Source organism: Mesorhizobium sp. B2-4-17 (genome assembly GCF_006441275.1).
Classification (GTDB): Bacteria; Pseudomonadota; Alphaproteobacteria; order Rhizobiales; family Rhizobiaceae; genus Mesorhizobium.
The window spans coordinates 83,594-102,718 of the sequence record NZ_VFUX01000017.1 but is presented as its reverse complement, the minus strand read 5'-3'; the positions used below and the strand labels follow the sequence as shown (position 1 = coordinate 102,718).

Below are 19,125 nucleotides of genomic sequence, written 5' to 3'. Positions count from 1 at the left end.
TAGGCCAGTCCCACCCGCACGCGGCAAGATCTTACCCGCCAAGGTGTGGCTTCCATTCGCCATCGAAACGAAACTCTCCGTCACCGCTTTGCTTGATCAGGAGGAGTTCGCACCATGGCCGGTTTCACCCATCTTTTCATTCCGGGGCCGACCAACATCCCCGAACAGGTCCGGCAGGCGATGAACCTGCCAATGGAGGACATGCGCGCCGCGTCCTTCCCCGATCTCACGCTGCCACTGTTCGAGGACATCAAGCGCGTCTTCAAGAACGAGAACGGCCGCGTCTTCATCTATCCATCCTCGGGCACGGGCGCCTGGGAAGCGGCGATGACCAATGTGCTCAGCCCCGGCGACCGCGTGCTGATGTCGCGCTTCGGCCAGTTCTCGCATCTGTGGGTCGACATGGCCGAGCGCCTCGGCTTCGAAGTCGATGCCATCGACTGCGAATGGGGGACCGGCGTGCCGCTAGAGCTTTACGCGGAGCGGCTGAAGGCTGACAAGGCGCACCGCATCAAGGCCGTCTTCTGCACGCAGAACGAGACGGCGACCGGCGTGACCAGCGACGTCGCTGGCTGCCGCGCCGCACTCGATGAGGCAAACCATCCTGCCCTCCTCTTCGTCGACGGCGTGTCGTCGATCGGCTCGATCGATTTCCGTCAGGAGGAATGGGGCGTCGACTGCGCGGTCAGCGGCTCGCAGAAAGGTTTCATGCTGCCCGCCGGTCTCGGCTTCCTGTCGGTGAGCAAAAAGGCGCTTGTCGCTTCGAGAACCGCCACCCACCGGCGCTGCTTCTTCTCCTTCGAGGACATGATCCGCGCCAACGATGCCGGCTATTTCCCCTACACGCCGGCGACGCAGCTGCTGCGCGGCCTGCGTGCCTCGCTCGACCTGATCGAGGACGAAGGGCTCGACGCCATCTTCGCCCGCCACCATCGTCTCGCTGAAGGCGTGCGCAAGGCGGTCGACGCGTGGGGCCTGAAACTCTGCGCCAAGGCGCCGAAATGGCATTCCGATACGGTGAGCGCCATCCTGGTTCCGGAAGGCATCGACAGCGGCGACGTCGTCAAGCGCGCCTACGGCACCTACCAGACGTCGCTCGGCGGCGGCCTCAACAAGGTGTTCGGCAAGGTGTTCCGCATCGGCCATCTCGGCTGGTTGAACGAGGTCATGGTGCTCGCCTCGCTTTCGGCGGCCGAGATGGCGCTGCTCGATTGCGGCGTGCGGCTGGCGCCGGGCTCCGGCGTCGGCGCGGCCATACAGCACTTCCGCGCCTCGGCGCAGATGCCGGTCGCCGAAGCGGCGTGAGAGGGAGCCAACGATGAGCCACACCATCAACCACCTTAAGAAATTGCGGCTGCAGCGCAGCGAGCTGGCGGTTCCCGGCTCCAGCCCGGAGATGATCGACAAGGCGGCGAACAGCGCCGCCGACTTCGTCTTCCTCGATATCGAGGACGCGGTCGCCCCGCCCGACAAGGAACGCGCCCGCAAGAACATCATCCAGGCGCTCAACGACATCGACTGGCGCGCCAAGGGCAAGACCGTCTCGGTGCGCATCAACGGTCTGGACACTCATTACATGTACCGCGACGTGGTCGATGTGATGGAACAGGCCGGCGACCGCCTGGACACGATCCTGGTGCCGAAGGTCGGCGTGCCGGCCGACCTCTATATGGTCGAGGCCATGGTCAACCAGATCGAGATGGCCAAGGGGTACAAAACCCGCGTCGGCCTCGAAGCGCTGATCGAGACCGCGCTCGGCATGGCCAATGTCGAGGCCATTGCCGCCACACCCGGCCGGCTGGAGGCGATGCATTTCGGCGTCGCCGATTATGCGGCAAGCTGCAAGGCGCGCACCGTCAACATCGGCGGCCTCAATCCCGACTATCCCGGCGACCAGTGGCATTTCGCGCTGTCGCGAATGACGGTCGCCTGCCGCGCCTACGGCCTGCGCGCCATCGACGGGCCGTTCGGCGATTTCTCCGATCCTGACGGCTACACCGCCGGAGCCAAGCGCGCCGCCGCACTCGGCATCGAAGGCAAATGGGCGATCCACCCCTCGCAGATCGCGCTCGCCAACGACGTCTTCTCGCCTCCCGAGAAGGAGGTGACGCGGGCCAGGCGCATCCTCGAGGTGCTGAAGGAGGCCGAGGCGCTCGGCAAGGGGGCGGCCGCCCTCGACGGCAAGATGATCGACGCCGCATCGGAGCGCATGGCGAGGAACGTCCTGGTGGTCAACGAAGCCATCGAACGCGCCGGCCAACCTGCTCGCTGACGAGAGTCGCGCGTCGCCACGCATGAGTTTACGGGAGGATAACAATGGACATCCACGAATACCAGGCCAAGGAACTGCTCGCCCGTCACGGAGTGCATGTGCCGCGCGGCGGGCTGGCCTACAGCCCCGAACAGGCGACCTACCGGGTGCGCGAGATCGGCGGCGGCAAATGGGTGCTGAAGGCGCAGGTTCATTCCGGCGCGCGCGGCAAGGCCGGCGGCATCAAGCTATGCACCAATGACGAGGAGATCTCGAGCGCCGCCGAAGCGATGCTCGGCCGCAAGCTGGTGACTCATCAGACCGGCCCGCGCGGCAAGCTGATCTCGCGGCTCTATCTGGAGGAAGCGGTCGACATCGCCCAGGAGCTCTATCTCGGCTTCGTGCTCGACCGCAAGGAAGAACGCGTCATGATCGTGGCCTCGGCCGCCGGTGGCATGGAGATCGAGGACATCTCAGAGAAAAAACCTGATTCCATCATCCGCGCGACTGTCGATCCCGGCGTCGGCATGCAGCGCTTCCAGGCGCGCGAGATCGCCTTCGGGCTCGGGCTGGAGGACAGCCTGATCGGCAAGGCGACCGAGACCATCTTCAGCTGCTACCAGGTGTTCCGCGACTACGACGCCTCGATGCTGGAGATCAATCCACTGGTGGTGACACGCGACGGCAACCTGGTCGCGCTCGACGCCAAGATGTCGTTCGACGAGAACGCGCTGTTCCGCCGGCCGGAAATCTCCGAACTGCGCGACAAGAGCCAGGAAGACCCGCGCGAGACCTTCGCCAGCGACCGCGGCCTCTCCTATGTCGGCCTCGACGGCAACATCGGCTGCATCATCAATGGCGCCGGCCTCGCGATGGCGACCATGGACATGATCAAGATCGCCGGCGGCGAGCCGGCCAACTTCCTCGACATCGGCGGCGGCGCCTCGCCCGAGCGGGTGGCGAAATCCTTCCGCGCCGTGCTTGGCGACAAGAATGTCGAGACCATCCTCGTCAACATCTTCGCCGGCATCAACCGCTGCGACTGGGTCGCCGAAGGCGTCGTCAAGGCGATCCGTGAAGTTGGCGTGACCGTGCCGCTGGTTGTGCGGCTCTCCGGCACCAAGGCCGAGGAAGGGCGCCGCATCCTGGCCGATTCCGGCGAGGCGGTGATCGTCGCCGACACGCTGGCCGAAGCCGCCGAAAAGGCCGTCGCCGCATGGCGTGCGGCCAACGAGAAAAAAGCAGCCTGAGGGAGGTCGAAACCATGGCAATCCTGCTCAACCGCAGCACGCGCGTTATCGTGCAAGGCTTCACCGGCAAGATCGGCAGTTTCCACGCCGAGGACATGAAGCGCTATGGCACCAAGCTCGTCGGCGGTGTCACCCCCGGCAAGGGCGGCCAGACACATCTCGGCCTGCCCGTCTTCAACACGGTCAAGGGCGCGGTGCGCGAAACTCGCGCCGAGGCCAGCATTGTCTTCGTGCCGCCGCCCTTCGCCGCCGATTCGATCATGGAGGCCGCCGATGCAGGCATAAAGCTCTGCGTCTGCATCACCGACGGCATCCCCTCGCAGGACATGATGCAGGTCAAGCGCTACATGCGCCGCTACCGCTTCGAAGACCGCATGCGGCTGGTCGGCCCGAACTGCGCCGGCATCATCACGCCGGGACAGGCGCTGATGGGCATCATGCCCGGCTCGATCTACCTGCCCGGCCGCATCGGCATCGTCGGGCGCTCCGGCACGCTCGGCTACGAGGCCGCCTCGCAGATGAAGGCGCTCGGCATTGGTGTGTCGACCAGCGTCGGCATCGGCGGCGATCCGATCAACGGCTCGTCCTTCAAGGACATTCTGAGGCTGTTCGAACAGGATGACGAGACCGATGCCGTGGTGATGATCGGCGAGATCGGCGGGCCGCAGGAAGCCGAAGCCGCGATCTGGGCGCGCGACAACATGCGCAAGCCATTGATCGCCTATATCGCCGGCCTTTCGGCGCCGAAAGGCCGCCGCATGGGCCACGCCGGCGCCATCATCTCGGCCTTCGGCGAGTCGGCGCAGGAGAAGGTCGAAATCCTGAAGGAGGCCGGCGTCGTCATCGTGCCGACACCATCCTCCTTCGGCGAGGTCGTGGCGGATACGCTGGCACGCATGAAGAAGGCTGCTTGATGGCCGACCGGCCGAAGGCCGCATAACGCGAAATGGGAAGTCTGTTTGGGGGTGGCGGAAACGCGGGTCCACGGATCGGCAGGAAACTCCTCAGAACGCTTCGACACCGCGTCCAACGCAAGCGATGCGAAAAAACAGATACTTGGAGCGGTTCGGCGTCTCACGCAGTCACTGAATCGCTCTAAGGGCGCGGCTGCAGCGCAATTGATGGACGGGTCAGGAAACCGGTTTGGAACAGAGCAGACGCATCAGATTTCGTGAGGACGAGCGCAGCCTTTTGTTGCGCCTGCTGCTTCAGGTCGCAAGCGCGCGCGAGCCGGAGATCGCCGCTGTTCTAAGCGGACGCAGGTCGCTTGTCTCGCTTGCCGCGGAGCAGCGCATCCCGGCGCTTCAGGCGAGCGGCGTGTGGTTCCAGTTGCTGACGATTGCCGACGAGTTGCTTGCCATGCGAAGGCGTCGCGAACTCGAACAAGGCGCGGGTGTCGACGAAGTGCCCGGGTCGTTCGCCAGCGTGATCGCGCAGATGGCGGCGAACGGCCACTCGGCGGGCGAAGTCCAGGCGGCCCTTGATGAGCTTTGTGTCGGCCCGACCATGACCGCGCACCCGACGGAGGCCAAACGCGTCACGGTTCTGGAAATCCACCGCCGTATCTATCGCAAGCTGACCGAACTCGACCAGCCGCGCTGGGCGCCGGACGAACGTGACCTGTTGGTCGCCGATCTGGAAAGCGAGATCGAACTTCTGTGGATGACGGGCGAACTGCGGCTGGAGCGTCCGACGGTCGAACGCGAAATCGCCTGGGGCCTGCATTTCTTTCGCGAAGTCATCTTCGAGGCGACGCCGCAGCTCTACGGCAAGCTTCAAGGCGCTTTCGAGCGTCACTATCCGGGAGAGCCGATCAGAATCCCTTCTTTCATGCGCTATGCCTCGTGGATCGGCGGCGACCGCGATGGCAATCCAAACGTGACGGCTTTGGTCACCGCCCATGCCGTGGCCGAATACCGCAATACCGCCATAGGCTGGTATCTGACACAGGTGCAGCGGCTGGTGAGGGTGCTCAGCGCCAGCTCGAACGTCATTGACCTGCCGGCCAGCTTCAAGCCGGTGCTGCAAATGGCACTTGATAAAAGCGGACAGTCGCAAGAGATCGCCATCCGCAACCCTGACGAACCGCTTCGCCAGTTCGCTTCGGCCTTGCTTGCCCGGCTGGAGGCCACGCGAGACGGCGGCCCGGCGGCGTACCTCTCGGCGGAGGCGTTTCGTGCCGATCTGAACGGCCTGTCATGCGTTCTCGAAGCAATCGGAGGGCGCGCGGTAGCCAGGCGTTTCGTGCAGCCCCTGCTTTGGCAGGTCGGAAGCTTCGGCTTCCGTACCGTCTCGCTCGACATCCGGCAGAACTCCACGGTCGTCAACCGTGTGCTGGCCGAGCTGTTTGCGCTGACAAATCCCGCAGGTCCGGTCGCGGCCGGCACACCGCAATGGTCGGCGCGCATTCGCGCCGCCTTAAGTGAGGGCAAACGGCTGGAGATCGACGCAAGCCGGCTTTCGCCGGAAGCAGGTGAAATGCTTTCGACATTCTCCGTCATCCGCGAACAGATCTCCAGCTCGGATGCCGACGCCGTCGGCTCTTTCGTTCTCAGCATGACCCGCTCGGCCGACGATCTGCTCGCGGTCTATCTACTGGCGCAATATTGCGGACTCTCCACCGCGCCTGACGGCGGCGGCACAATCAGGCTGCGGATCGTGCCATTGTTCGAGACCATCGCCGATCTGCAGGCAGCACCCGTCATCCTGAACGAATTGCTCGGCATTTCGCTGGTGAGGCGGACGGTGCGGGATTTCGGCGCGCGCCAGGAGATCATGCTTGGCTATTCGGATTCCAACAAGGACGGCGGTTTCCTGGCTTCCAATTGGGAATTGGCAAAGGCGCAAAAGCGCCTCGCTGCCATCGGCCGTAAGCATAGGGTCAGGATCAGCTTCTTTCATGGTCGCGGCGGCTCTGTCAGCCGTGGCGGCGCGCCGACCGGCCGGGCAATCGCGGCACAGCCGGCAGGCACCGTCGCCGGAGCCATGCGGGTGACCGAACAGGGCGAGGTCGTATCGTCGAAATTCGCCAATCGCGGCACCGGCCTCAACCAGCTCGAGGTTCTCGCCGCTGGCGTGCTGGCCCATAGCGTCGGATCGCCCGGCAGTGTCGAACCGAAGGAAACGCCGGAGTTCGACGAAGCGCTGGAAGCGCTGGCAGGCATGTCGCAGGCATCCTATGCCGGGTTGATGGCCGAGCCCGGCTTTCTCGATTATTTCAACCAGGCGAGCCCGGTCGCGGAACTGGCGCTGCTGAAAATGGGCTCACGGCCGGATCGCCGTTTCGGCGCCAGCGGCATTGCCGACCTGCGCGCCATTCCCTGGGTGTTCGCCTGGAGCCAGAACCGTCATCTGTTGACCGGCTGGTATGGCATCGGCAGCGCGCTGAGCGCCTTCGTCACAGTGCGCGGCGAGGCCGGGCGCGATCTTCTGGCCCGCATGTTCGAGCATTCGCGCTTCTTCCGCCTGATCGTCGACGAGGCCGAGAAGACGCTTTACCAGTCCGACATGGAGATCGCGCGGCTCTACGCCGGCCTGGTGTCCGACAGCCAAGCGGCTGGGCGAATCTACGCCCGCATCGCCGCCGAATACGAGTTGACGCGACGCCTGATCGGTGACCTCACGGGAGGCGATCTTTCCGCACGCTTTCCGATGTTCAAGCGGCGTTTCGACAATCTGCGGCGGCAGATGGATGACATTCACCGGCTGCAGGTCGAACTGCTGCGCGAAGTCAGGTCAAAGATCGGGACGGCGGATCAAAAGCGGGCGACCGACGCTCTGCTCGTATCGATCAATTGCATCTCGGCTGGCCTCGGGTGGACGGGATAGGCCCACCTTCTGCCGAACTGCCTTCGTCGCATTGCATCATCGTCCAGGGCCAATCGCCCCTATAGCGCCAGCCTTTCCGCTCCAAAGGCCGGCGCACGGGCCATGCCGGCGCTGTCTTCTCGGCGCTCGGCGAGTTGCAGCAGTCGGGCATATGGAGGCCCCGCTCAGACCTTCTGTCAGGTCAGCGACCGTCACCGACGGTCAATCTCGAGGTCGTTCGTCGGGCATCTGGAGTTGGACGGGAGCACCATCAGTACATGGCGGACGGGTCGGATCCTCACTGCTGCGATGCGCGGTAAGAGGGCAGAACCTGCACGAGGCACAAAGCTGTTCTGAGCCAGCAGGGCTCGTCGCCACGATACCGCCAGCCTATACAAGGATATGGCCGCAGGGGTGGAAGAAAAAATGGGTAAGTTGGGCAATGGATACGGGAGCGAATTTCACTTGCTCCGGTACTTGGAATTTGATCGCATCAGTCTGAACAGCGCAATTCAAACGACCACCGGCTCAGAGGACCTTGAGTGGCTCCCCGGACCGCCCGATCCGAACAATCCAGGGAAACTCCGGGAATGGAAAGGACTCAATTTCCTCAGTCATGATGTTCCGTTGCAAAGTGCGTGGCGAAAGATCTGGCCAAGCACCGGCAATCCCCCAAATTGGGATGGCGTTGGCAGGGTACAGATAGCTGGCCAATGGCAATGGCTACTGGTCGAGGCCAAAGCGCATGAAGGGGAAGTGGCTTCCTCGTGCTCGGCCTCAAGCGAGCACAGTCGGGCTCGGATTGCGGCGACCCTAGCAGCCACCAAGCAGGCTCTTGGCGTAAGCCCGGAACGGGATTGGCTTAACGGCTACTATCAGTATTGCAATCGACTCGCGGTCTTGAACTTCCTCCATAAACAGAACGTCCCGGCCCACCTCCTGTTCATCTACTTCATTGGCGACAAAAGCGGCTCTGGCCGCAATTGCCCGCAGACGAAAACTGACTGGCGTGACACCCTAGAGCGCCAGAGGAAGCATGTAGGGGTCCCAAACACCCACCCGTTGCAAGAGAGGGTGCATACCCTTTTCCTGCCCGTCCAAGCCCGATGATGTGAGGGGTCCACGGAATTAACATAATACCCTACTGCCACCGTATAGCCCGGGAAAGAAGGCGACAACTCTCAACAGGGGTAATATAATTGGTGCCCCGGCATCACCCGTAGGGCACGGCTCAACAAGCCGTGCTTTTGAAATAACCCATGTCTTTGAGCGTCAGAGCTTTACAACGACGCCAAGGCGATCGCCCAGCATTGCCGTCAGGCCAACGCGATGAGAATGGTTGGCGTCAAAATCGAAGCATGTTTTCAGGCCTTCTAGCCTTGATGAACCTGGCTACGGGATAAAAATCAGAAAAACGTAGGCCAGAAAAATAACGATATGCACGAGGCCCGTAAGGAACGTGGTTCTTTCTGTCCCAAAACTGACGGTGCTTACCGAAAGCGCCAAGATCAGAAGTACCGTGTCGCTCGCCGGAATGCCAAGAGTTAATCCCCTTCCGGTAATTAAACTGGCGAAAGCAACCGCCGGGATCGTCAAGCCTATCGTAGCGCATGCTGATCCCATCGCGACATTCAGGCCGCGCTGCAATTCATTGTTCAGTCCGGCGCGTATCGCAGACACTGCTTCAGGCATCAAGACCAGAGCCGCGATCAACGCGCCAACGATGGCATCAGCTTGTGTGACCTGAAGAGACATGAGCGCATTTTCGATGGTACCCGCAACCTGTTCCGCCAGCATTACGATCCCAATCAGCCCAGCCATCATGAGGAGTACGTTAGCGGTTATCCCATCTCGCGCTTCGGGTTCGCCGCCGTGCGAGTGACTTGATTGCCCATCCACGAAGTCGTCTCGATGGCGAACTGTCTGTGCGAAAACAAAACCTGCATAGAGCAGCACCGACAGTATGCTCACAAAAGCCAGCTGCGCGGTTGAAAAAGTGCCCGGGCCGGTGGCGCGCGTATAGGTCGGCAGGATGAGTGTTAGGACGGTCAGCGCGATAAGAACCGCCAGGTAGGCGCTTGTGCCCTGGCGAAGAATCGCCTGCTTGCGATGTTTCCATCCACCCAGAGTGAGGCACACGCCTACCACACCGGTCGACGTGATCATGACTGTCGAGAACACGGACTCGCGCGCCAGTGTGGGATTGTTGGCTCCATGCAACATCATCGAGACGATGATCGAGACTTCGATCGCCGTCACGGCGACGGTAAGCACCAGCGTCCCATAAGGTTCTCCCAACCGCCTGGCGACCGCCTCGGCATGATGGAGCACGACAAAGACTGTGACAAACAGCAGCGCACTGGAGATCGCTCCGATCAGCACTCTCACGCTCATCGCACCTTCATCAACGGACAGCCCGCTGATGTGAACTGCCAAAGCGGCTGCAAGAGCAGTTGGCGGCAGCACATATGGGACAATGGCCCGCCCGCTAGCGCGTGTGATTGATATTTCGTTGGCGTTCATTAGTGTTGCCTACGGGTGTGTCTTTGAACTCGTGCTCCGAAAAATGCCACCGTTCGTTAAGTGAAGTTGCCGTCTGACGCTTCCGTCGAGTGGGCAAAGCCTTATGGTTTGGAAGCTAGAAAAACTGCCAGCGCTACGGCCTTCCGGCGGCCGGCGGATAGAAAGATGATGTTTATCTTATAACTTGGATAGGCACTGAAATTGATTACTGGCAAATGCGAAACCTAGCAATCGGCCGACGGTCGATTGGCCGCGTTGAAAGCGGCATTCGCTACAGCCGCGCGCGCTAATCGGTACGGAACAGACGGCCGCTCGCCAATCACCTTGGCTTGCGAATCCACATTTTACTGTGAAGTCAAAGAAACTGGCTTGCCAGGGCATTGACACAGGGCCACGGCAAGCCTGTCACCAAGGAAAGCTTCGGCAACATGTTCCGCGCCGCCTGTAATGCGGCTGGCGTGAAAAAGTCAGCTCATGGCGTGCGTAAAATTGGCGCCACCCGAGCCGCCGAGGCCGGCGCAACGATGCGAGAGCTCGAAGCTTTGTTCGGTTGGACCGGTGGAACTATGGCCTCGCTCTACACGAAAACGGCCGATCGCAAGCGCCTGGCTATGGCCGCTTCGGAAAAGATCGAGAACGCCCAACGCCCGCACCCCCGGTTCAGGTGCGGGATAATGGTGAAATTTCGTAATGATTTCATTGGTCAAAAAATCGTATGGTGCGGTCGAGAAGACTCGAACTTCCACGGGTTGCCCCACAGCGACCTCAACGCTGCGCGTCTACCAATTCCGCCACGACCGCACGTGGTAGGAGCCGGAACCGACCGGCTCGCGGCGTGTAGCAAATCGTTTCCGGCGAAACAAGTGCGTGGCGAGCAATAATCTCAGGCGATTGGCATAACGGTCCACAGGATTGGGAAACTGGACGTTTGTACCCGATGTCGCCATATGGAGAGCGGACGCATGCCGCCCGGTCGCATGCTTCGGGCTTGACCCGCGGGATGCACAAGCGAAAAACGAAAAAGCCATGCCAGAACGCAGCCAGATCGCCACGTCGTTCCTGCCGCTCCCCGGTTCGGCGCCGGTCGAATGGCTGGTCGAGCCTGGCCTCACCGCCTACCCCGATGCGCTGGCCTTCATGGAGGCGCGTGCCGAGGCGATCCGCGGCGGAGCAACCGGAGAAATGGTCTGGCTGGTCGAACATCCACCGCTCTATACCGCCGGCACCAGCGCGCGCATCGAGGACCTGATCGATCCTGACCGCTTTCCGGTCTTTTCGGCCGGGCGTGGCGGCGAATACACCTATCATGGCCCCGGCCAGCGGGTCGCCTATGTCATGCTCGACCTGAAGCGGCGCCGCGAGGATGTGCGCGCCTTCGTCGCCGCGCTCGAACAGTGGATAATCGGCACGCTCGCCGTCTTCAACGTGCGCGGCGAACGGCGCGAGGACCGGGTCGGTGTCTGGGTTGTCCGGCCCGATCGCCCTGCTCTGCCGGACGGCTCGCCGGCAGAGGACAAGATCGCGGCAATAGGCATTCGGCTGCGGCGCTGGGTGAGCTTTCACGGCATAGCCATCAACGTCGAGCCGAACCTCGGCCATTTCGGCGGCATCGTGCCCTGCGGCGTGCAGGATCACGGCGTCACCAGCCTCGTCGACCTCGGCCTTCCCATTGGCATGGCCGACCTTGATCTGGCGCTCAAATCCGCCTTCGAGGACGTCTTCGGCCCCGCCGCGGCCTTGCCTGCCGAGGCTGCTCGCAAGATCGGTTGAACCTGGCGGGTTCAGCTCAAAGCAATTGCGCCGACGCCCACAGGACGCCGCAGCCATGGATGACGAACACCGCCAGCAGCGCGCCGGCCATGGCGAACCGGTCGACCGCGCGGATCGGTTCCAGTTCGTGGCGCGGCTTCACCCCGCTGCCCATGGTCAGCAGGCTGAGGATCGAAAAGACCGCTCCCGCCGCGAGCAGAAAGCCGGAGGAGAACCCGGCCTGCCCGCCAATCATCAGCAAGGCCGAGAGCAGCAGGAACGAGGCCACCGCCAGCCAGATCGGCCCTGGGCAGATCTGGCGCAGCACCTGACCGCCATCGAACTTCCACACCGGCACCAGATTGGCGATGTTGAACAGGGCCACGCAGCCTGCCAGCGCCGCGAGCAGCGCGGCGGCGCCCTTGTGCCCCTCGCCGCCGGCAAACGCGCTGGCGGCTATGACGATCGGCACCAAGAAAGCGGAGAACCCCGCCCCCATCAATGCCACGAAGGCCACTTCGAACCGGCTGTTGTAGGGCCGGCCGCCAATGGCGATGCCGCCGAGCAGCGGGATGAAGATCATCCGTGCCTTGCGGTGCCCCATCAGCCGGAACGCCGCCATGTGGCCAAGCTCGTGCAAGGCCACCACCGACGTCAGGATCGTGGCCAGCGCCAGCCCGCCGAGATGGAGACCGAAGAACGGCCATAGGATCAATGCCGACAGCACCGCAAAGCCGATCTGGCTCAGCGGATGCTCGAACCAGCCGCCTTTGCGATAACGCCCGGTCGTCGCCCAGCGCTGCAGCTTGGAGAGCTCGCGGCGCATGGCGAAGTAACGGAACACCAGGAAGGCAATGCCGCGGTAGCGGTCGGTCCGGCCAAGGGTCACCCTTGTGCCATGACCCTCGGAAACCAGTTCGGTGGTCTCCTGATAATCCTTCCAGAAAGAACTATCGAGCACGGTATCCTCGATGACGCGCATCGAAAACCGGCTGCCCTCGACAACGTCCTCAAACTTTGACCTGCGCTCGATCGGCTTGCCGTCGCGGCCTTCCCACGACAGCATGATGCGGGTCACGCCCTCCCCGTCCAGCGCTTCGGCTGACAGGATCTCACCGGACCAGCCGGCATCGCTGCCAAGCGGCCACAGCGCCTGCCAGAGGCGCTGGCGGTCCATGGCAACCACGCGGCTCACCCTGACCGTGCGCAAACCAAGCGGCATGGTCATCAAGAGAAAGATCAGCCCGAGATTGCTGGCCACGAGAATGGCCGTAACGATCGGCGACACCTGGACGTTGCTCCCTGCCTTCAGGGTACCCTAACGTCGGGGCGGCAAGAAAGGCTTAACGGGCGGAGTGGCCCTGGCCATCGAGGAAACAGCGACGGCACGCCGCCAATTCACATGGCTCCGATCCAGATCGCCATGGAAATGAGGAACGTGCTCATGCAGACAAGCGAGACGACATCCTGAACCAGATCGGTCATAACTCTCTCCTGTTGTTTGTATGTTCGTATTTTGTTCTAATTTTGTTCGAATGTCAACGACCGAGCATAGGGGGATAGGAGGAGAATTTGACACGGTTAGTGAACGGTTAACCGGTCCGGAGGGTCGTTTGACAAGGCGGTGCCAGCAGACCGTTCAAGGCTGCCGCGCCGACACGGCGCATGACGACGACGGATGGTTCTGACAATTGCGCCGCGCCAGCAGGCTTCCTGTCTCATTTCAAGACGAAGGGGCTGGCATCCGTCTTGCTCCGTAGGTGTTGCCGGTTGATCCCGGTCCTGATCGCGTACTCTGATCAGGTTGTAGGCTCGCCGGGCTTCGAGGTTGTTGGGGTCTTCGCCCGGCGAGTTTATCGGAATGATGATCACCCTATCCTGAGAGCCGCCAATGAGCCTTCAATGCGATTAAGCCGGAGCAGATCGCAATCGCCAACACGACCAGTGCCCATGTGACACCAACGCGGGAAAGTCGCCATCGGCGGCCTTGTCTCATGCGCTTTCGCCAACGGTCAGCCTGATTGGCACCACCGTATTTTCCCTTGCCTGTCACCCGCTGGCCGCCGCCTGCTTGAGGCGCGCTCAATCGGGATCGGCCTGTCCGATGTCCCAGACGACTTTGGGGAACTCGATGCATTCTTCTCATCAAAGTACCCTCGTCACTGGCAAATCTCTCATGATATTCGCGTGTGTGGCTATGGGGAGTTTTGTTATGGCTTGGCGGGTTTTTGGAATTTTGGCGATGGGCCTGATCCCGGTCGTTGTCCTTAATAGCACTTCGGACGCAAAAGCCTCCAACGGTGATATAGAGCGCTGTATTCATTCGAAGACACCGAACGACAAGGTTTACTATTGCTCGATTGCATTGAGAGGTCGACCTGGCGGAGAGATGACCGATCGCCTCCTTCTTCGAAGAGGCAATGCGCTCATGCAACTCGGAATATTTTCCGAAGCTGTCAAAGATTTCTCACGCCTCATCGTGGCTAATCCGACCGTGGCTGGCTATGTCGACAATCGTATGGCCGCCCTGCGATCCCTCGGCCTTTATCAGGAAGCACTCGCGGACGCCAATCACGCAATAGACTTGGCGCCGCACAAAGCCTTTGTCTATCACAGCCGTGGTCTTGTTTTTGAAGACCTAAAACAGTTTGCTTCTGCTTTGAGCGATTTCGACCGAGCAATTTCCCTCGATCCTAACAATGCAGGGTTCATGGTCGAACGTGCGAGGGTCAAAATGGAAGCCGGCCGTGCGAGTGAGGCTGTCGAGGACCTCTCTCTCGCCATTGCCCAGGACCCCGGCAATTTGGCCGCGCTGAAGCAGCGCGGCATGGCGCGTCTCAACTCCGCGGCAAGCGATCTTCACACCTACAGCCGGGCAGTTCCCGACGATCGGGAAGTCGCGGCTGCGATTGCTGGCATTAAGCCCGCCGCAAGTAGGCGGCCTTCAACGCCTTGATGAGAGGCGCGGTGACTTGAGCAATTCCAGGAAAAGTGTGAAACGGTTTTCCGTTCGGAATTGCGTCAAAACAAAGAGCCTGAGCAATTTCAGGAAAAGTGTGAAACGGTTTTCCGTCCGGAATTGCGTCAAAGAGTTAGAGCAGTTCACCGTTTTCGTGAAACTGTAAAGCGCTCTAACCGGATGGCATGAACACCCATGCCATTGAAGTGGCTGTCGCAGCCGATCGCCGCTGCACCATTTGGGCGGCCGGTAGCTGCCAGCCGAGGTGCAAAATTTTCTTCTATCTCCAGCCCACGGCGCCGGCTCCCATTGGTCGCGCACGGCAGCACGGCCACCGGTCAGGCCATCTTTGCCATTACCTTGGCCATATCTGCCGTGTCGAACGCCCTCAGAGTCTGAGTTCTGATGTTGCCCAGCGATGCGATCGACAGGGATAGTGCGGTCGCGGCAATGTCGTCGTCGGCTTCGGCAATCGCCACGACATCATGTTGGCCAAGCGTCCACAACAGGGTGTGTACCTTGACGCCGCTTTTGCTGGCCATCGCCTTGAAGGCCTCGGCACGCTTCTGGGTATCCTTTATGCTCTTCATACCTTGGTCTGTGAAATTCGAGAGCAGCACATAGTAAGCCATTCGTTCCTCCCACAATGGGGAGCGGGCGGGCGCTCACGGCGCGTCCGCCGTCTCCCAGAGCCTACGATAACACGTGCCGGGTGTGCGAACCACAGGCGGCCAGACACGCCATCGCACCATTTACGCAGCCTACAATGGGACAACCTTGCCGTCGGCCAGCGTGACGCGCCTGTCCATGCGCGATGCCAGCTCGTGATTGTGAGTGGCGATCAGCGCCGCGAGGCCTGATTGCCGGACCAGCGCCTCCAATGCCTCGAAGACATAGGAAGCGGTGACCGGGTCGAGATTGCCGGTCGGCTCGTCGGCCAGCAGCACCAGCGGCGCATTGGCAACCGCGCGCGCAATGGCGACTCGCTGCTGCTCGCCGCCGGAGAGCTCGGCGGGCCGGTGCGATGCGCGCTTGCCGATCTGCATGTAGTCGAGCAACTGCGCCGCGCGTTCAGCCGCTTCCTTGCGCGGCAAACCCTTGATCAGCTGCGGCATCATGATGTTTTCCAGCGCGGAAAACTCCGGCAGCAAGTGATGGAACTGGTAGACGAAGCCGACATCGTTACGGCGGATCGCCGTGCGCTCGTCGTCTGACAGCCGGCCGCAGGCCCGGCCCGACAGAATGACATCGCCGGCATCGGGACGCTCCAGCAGGCCCGCCGTATGCAGCAGCGTCGACTTGCCGGTGCCCGATGGCGCCACCAGCGCCACCATCTCGCCGCGCCGCAGCGAAAAATCGGCGCCGTTCAAAATCGTGAGCTTGCGCGGCCCCTGGACATAATGCCGCTCGACGCTCTTCAGCTCGATAATGGCCTCGGCCATCACTCATACCTCAGGGCTTCGACCGGATCGAGGCGGGCCGCCCGCCATGCCGGAAACACCGTTGCCAGGAAGGACAGGCCGAGCGCCATGATGATGACATAGGTCGTCTCGCGCGGATCCATTTTCGCCGGCAACTGGCTGAGGAAATAGAGCTCCGGATTGAACAGCACCTTGCCGGTCATCCAGGAGAAGAACTGACGGATTGATTCGATATTGAGGCAGATGACGACACCGAGCAGCACGCCGGCAATGGTGCCTGTCACGCCGATCGCGGCCCCCGTCATCAGAAAGATGCGCAGGATGGCGCCGCGCGACGCGCCCATGGTGCGCAGGATGGCGATGTCGTGCCCCTTGTCCTTCACCAGCATGACAAGGCCGGAGATGATGTTGAGCGCCGCCACCAGCACGATCAGCGTCAGGATCATGAACATCACGTTGCGTTCGACCTGAAGCGCGGAAAAGAAGGTCTCGTTGCGCTGGCGCCAGTCGACGAGGTCGATCGGCCGCTGCGCCGCTTCTTCTATCTTCGGCTTCAGCGCGTCGACATCGTCGGGATTGTCGACATAGATCTCGATCGTCTGCGCACGCCCGTCCATGTTGAAATAGAGCTGCGCCTCGGAGAACGGCATGTAGACGATGGAGCTGTCATATTCCGACATGCCGACTTCGAAGATCGCCGCGATCTTGTAGCCCTTCATGCGCGGTGTCGTGCCGAGCGGCGTCACGTCGCCGTCCGGCGAGATGAGCGTGATGGTGTCGCCCAGCGTCAGGCCGAGATTCTCGGCCATGCGCTTGCCGATGGCCACGCCCTCGCCGGCATCGAAATTGGCGAGCGTGCCCTGCTTGATGTTGCTGGCGACGATGGCGATCTTGCCGAGATCCTCGCCGCGAATGCCGCGCACCAGCGCGCCCGTGCCGCCGCCGACATTGCCTTGCGCCAGCACCTGGCCATCGATCAACGGCAGAGCATATTTGACGCCGGCCACGCCGTTGATGCGGCTGGCGACCTGCGCATAGTCCTCGAGCGGAGAATCGAGCGGTTGCACGATCAGGTGACCGTTGACGCCAAGAATGCGCGTCAAAAGCTCGGCGCGGAACCCGTTCATCACGGCCATGACCACGATCAGCGTCGCCACCCCCAGCATGATGCCGAGGAAGGAGATCGAGGCGATGACCGAGATCACCGTCTCCTTGCGCCGCGAACGCAGGTAGCGCCACGCCACCGTGCGTTCGAAGATGGAAAAGGGGCCGGCGCCCGCCGACCTTGCCATGGCCGCGTCGCTCATGCGGCGACACCGAAGCGTTTTTTCGCGTCGGCGACCGGCAGCGTTACGCGCTCGCCGGTTTTGCGATTCTTGATTTCGACCTCGCCGGCGGCCACGCCGCGAGGGCCCACGATCACCTGCCAGGGCAGGCCGATCAGGTCGGCGGTGGCGAACTTGCCGCCCGGCCGCTGGTCGGTGTCGTCGTAGAGCACATCCTTGCCTGCAGCGGTGAAGGCGGCATTGAGCTCGTCGCAGACGCGGTCGCAGTCGGCGTCGCCGACCTTCATGTTGATCAAGCCGATGTCGAAGGGGGCCACCGCCTCCGGCCAGATGATGCCGTTCTCGTCATGGCTGGCCTCGATGATTGCCGCGACCAGCCGCGACGGGCCGATGCCGTAGGAGCCGCCGGAGGCGAAATGATCCTTGCCATCGGGGCCGGTCACCTTGGCGCCCATCGGTTTCGAATATTTCTCGCCGAAATGGAAGATGTGGCCAACCTCGATGCCGCGTGCCGAAACCTTGTCGCTGTCGGGGACCTTTTCCCAGGCCGCCTCGTCATGCATTTCGTCGGTGGCGGCGTAAGGCGTCGTCCATGTCCTGACGATGTCAGCGATCTCGCCGTCATTGGCGAAGTCGGTGTTCGCGCCGGGCACGGCAAGCGAAAGATAGTCGCGATGGCAGAAAACCTGGCTCTCGCCGGTGTCGGCCAGGATGATGAATTCATGGCTAAGATCGCCACCGATCGGCCCGGTGTCGGCGCGCATCGGGATCGCCTGCAGGCCCATGCGCGTAAAGGTCCTGAGATAGGAGACGAACATCCTGTTATAGGCGGCTCTCGCGCCCTCGAAGTCGAGATCGAAGGAGTAGGCGTCCTTCATCAGGAACTCGCGCGAGCGCATGACGCCGAAGCGCGGCCGCACCTCGTCGCGGAACTTCCACTGGATGTGGTAGAGGTTGAGCGGCAAATCCTTGTAGGACTTCACATAGGCGCGGAAAATCTCGGTGACCATTTCCTCATTGGTCGGACCGTAGAGCATGTCGCGGTCCTGGCGGTCCTTGATGCGCAGCATCTCCTTGCCATAGTCGTTGTAGCGGCCGCTTTCGCGCCACAGATCGGCCGACTGGATGGTCGGCATCAGGATTTCCAGCGCGCCGGCGCGGTTCTGCTCCTCGCGGATAATCTGGCAGACCTTGTCCAGCACCCGCTTGCCAAGTGGCAGCCAAGAGAAACTGCCCTGCCCCTGCTGGCGGATCATGCCGGCACGCAGCATCAACCGGTGCGAGACGATCTCGGCCTCGCGCGGATTTTCTTTGAGGATAGGCAGGAAATAGCGCGACAAACGCATGGACTGGTCCGTGAATGAGAACGGCCACGCCAGAATCGGCGCGACGCAGGCTTGCTTGCCCCGGCTTCATAGCCATTTCATGACGGATTGGAAACCCGGCCACACCGGCACAATGCCGCGTTTCAGCCCGGAATCCTTCGGTTTCCGATCAGGCCGCGTCGGCAATGAAGCGCACCGATCGTCTTTGGGCTTGGCCTTCAATTCTTTGCGCGCGTCAATTCAGGACATGCCGTAAAGGCTGCGCCACGCCTTGCTGGTCGTTTCGAAAGCAAACCATGCCATACTATTGTGCAGTGCAGCACGAGAATGCCTGTTTCGAGGCAAAATTCTTCGTGACTTTTTCATTCGGCTTAGGCTAGTGTGCCGCGATAACCGAGAGGGCGGAGAAAAATCTGCTCTCCTACGCGGTCAAAGTCTTGGGAGGATGCGATCTAGGCGCGGTTACTCGCTGCCGCCGGAAACCGGAAACAGATCGGACGCGTTTAATTGCAAGGCCTTGTGCCTTGCATTTTTTTTGTGCAATCATCTGGTTA

The 19,125-nt window shown here is 61.8% G+C and carries 14 protein-coding genes, 1 tRNA gene and 1 pseudogene; 9 read left to right on the top strand and 7 right to left on the bottom strand.

The genetic code is table 11. From position 1 onward, the window contains the following. The first annotated feature begins 114 nt into the window (after positions 1-114). The 6 genes from FJ548_RS15345 (at position 115) to FJ548_RS15320 (ending at position 8,418) form a co-directional block, all read left to right on the top strand. Positions 115-1,305 (top strand): aminotransferase class V-fold PLP-dependent enzyme, encoded by a 1,191-nt coding sequence (locus FJ548_RS15345; RefSeq protein ID WP_140610497.1) that lies wholly within the window; start codon positions 115-117, stop codon positions 1,303-1,305. A gap of 13 nt (positions 1,306-1,318) precedes the next feature. Then, positions 1,319-2,272, top strand: coding sequence for a CoA ester lyase (locus tag FJ548_RS15340; RefSeq protein WP_140696881.1), 954 nt, complete (start codon positions 1,319-1,321; stop codon positions 2,270-2,272). 44 nt (positions 2,273-2,316) lie between these two features. Beyond that, complete coding sequence (locus FJ548_RS15335) at positions 2,317-3,501, top strand: malate--CoA ligase subunit beta (protein WP_140778282.1); 1,185 nt, start codon at positions 2,317-2,319, stop codon at positions 3,499-3,501. Positions 3,502-3,515: 14 nt separating this feature from the next. Further along, positions 3,516-4,415 carry a succinate--CoA ligase subunit alpha gene (gene sucD, locus FJ548_RS15330; protein WP_140696875.1) on the top strand — a complete coding sequence of 300 codons (900 nt, stop codon included), beginning with the start codon at positions 3,516-3,518 and terminating at the stop codon, positions 4,413-4,415. Positions 4,416-4,644: 229 nt separating this feature from the next. Continuing rightward, positions 4,645-7,329, top strand: a complete 2,685-nt coding sequence (locus tag FJ548_RS15325) for a phosphoenolpyruvate carboxylase (protein WP_140778281.1) — start codon at positions 4,645-4,647, stop codon at positions 7,327-7,329. A 405-nt stretch (positions 7,330-7,734) separates the two neighbouring features. Further along, positions 7,735-8,418: a hypothetical protein gene (locus FJ548_RS15320; protein ID WP_140696869.1), complete on the top strand. Its 684-nt coding sequence runs from the start codon at positions 7,735-7,737 to the stop codon at positions 8,416-8,418. Positions 8,419-8,700: 282 nt separating this feature from the next. On the opposite strand, the gene FJ548_RS15315 is transcribed toward FJ548_RS15320, so the two are convergent. Continuing rightward, on the bottom strand, positions 8,701-9,831 hold the full coding sequence (locus FJ548_RS15315; protein WP_140696866.1) for an ionic transporter: 1,131 nt from the start codon (positions 9,829-9,831) through the stop codon (positions 8,701-8,703). A gap of 410 nt (positions 9,832-10,241) precedes the next feature. On the opposite strand from FJ548_RS15315, the pseudogene FJ548_RS15310 reads away from it, so the two are divergent. Then, a pseudogene (locus FJ548_RS15310) lies at positions 10,242-10,466 on the top strand (tyrosine-type recombinase/integrase); the annotation flags it as partial. Positions 10,467-10,547: 81 nt separating this feature from the next. Here the strand turns inward: FJ548_RS15310 and FJ548_RS15305 are convergent. Continuing rightward, positions 10,548-10,632 (bottom strand) — tRNA-Leu (locus FJ548_RS15305). A gap of 225 nt (positions 10,633-10,857) precedes the next feature. Here FJ548_RS15305 and lipB point away from each other — a divergent pair. Beyond that, complete coding sequence (gene lipB, locus FJ548_RS15300) at positions 10,858-11,601, top strand: lipoyl(octanoyl) transferase LipB (protein ID WP_140767059.1); 744 nt, start codon at positions 10,858-10,860, stop codon at positions 11,599-11,601. Positions 11,602-11,617: 16 nt separating this feature from the next. Here the strand turns inward: lipB and FJ548_RS15295 are convergent, their stop codons facing one another. Next, entirely contained in the window at positions 11,618-12,868 is a 1,251-nt protein-coding gene (locus FJ548_RS15295) for a site-2 protease family protein (RefSeq protein WP_140767060.1), read from the bottom strand. Between the two features lie 816 nt (positions 12,869-13,684). Between FJ548_RS15295 and FJ548_RS15285 the strand changes: the two genes are divergently transcribed. Further along, entirely contained in the window at positions 13,685-14,536 is an 852-nt protein-coding gene (locus FJ548_RS15285) for a tetratricopeptide repeat protein (protein ID WP_140778279.1), read from the top strand. Between the two features lie 341 nt (positions 14,537-14,877). On the opposite strand, the gene FJ548_RS15280 is transcribed toward FJ548_RS15285, so the two are convergent. The 4 genes from FJ548_RS15280 to proS all read right to left on the bottom strand — a co-directional run bounded on the left by FJ548_RS15280 (position 14,878) and on the right by proS (position 18,592). Further along, entirely contained in the window at positions 14,878-15,171 is a 294-nt protein-coding gene (locus tag FJ548_RS15280) for a GYD domain-containing protein (protein ID WP_140778278.1), read from the bottom strand. A gap of 129 nt (positions 15,172-15,300) precedes the next feature. Continuing rightward, a complete protein-coding gene (locus FJ548_RS15275) occupies positions 15,301-15,984 on the bottom strand; it encodes an ABC transporter ATP-binding protein (protein ID WP_181165635.1) in 684 nt (227 codons plus the stop codon). After that, entirely contained in the window at positions 15,981-17,267 is a 1,287-nt protein-coding gene (locus tag FJ548_RS15270; protein ID WP_140610487.1) for a lipoprotein-releasing ABC transporter permease subunit, read from the bottom strand. The genes FJ548_RS15275 and FJ548_RS15270 overlap by 4 nt, the downstream gene beginning before the upstream one ends. After that, a complete protein-coding gene (gene proS, locus FJ548_RS15265; protein WP_140610486.1) occupies positions 17,264-18,592 on the bottom strand; it encodes a proline--tRNA ligase in 1,329 nt (442 codons plus the stop codon). Before proS ends, FJ548_RS15270 begins: the two co-directional genes overlap by 4 nt. Positions 18,593-19,125 lie beyond the last annotated feature (533 nt).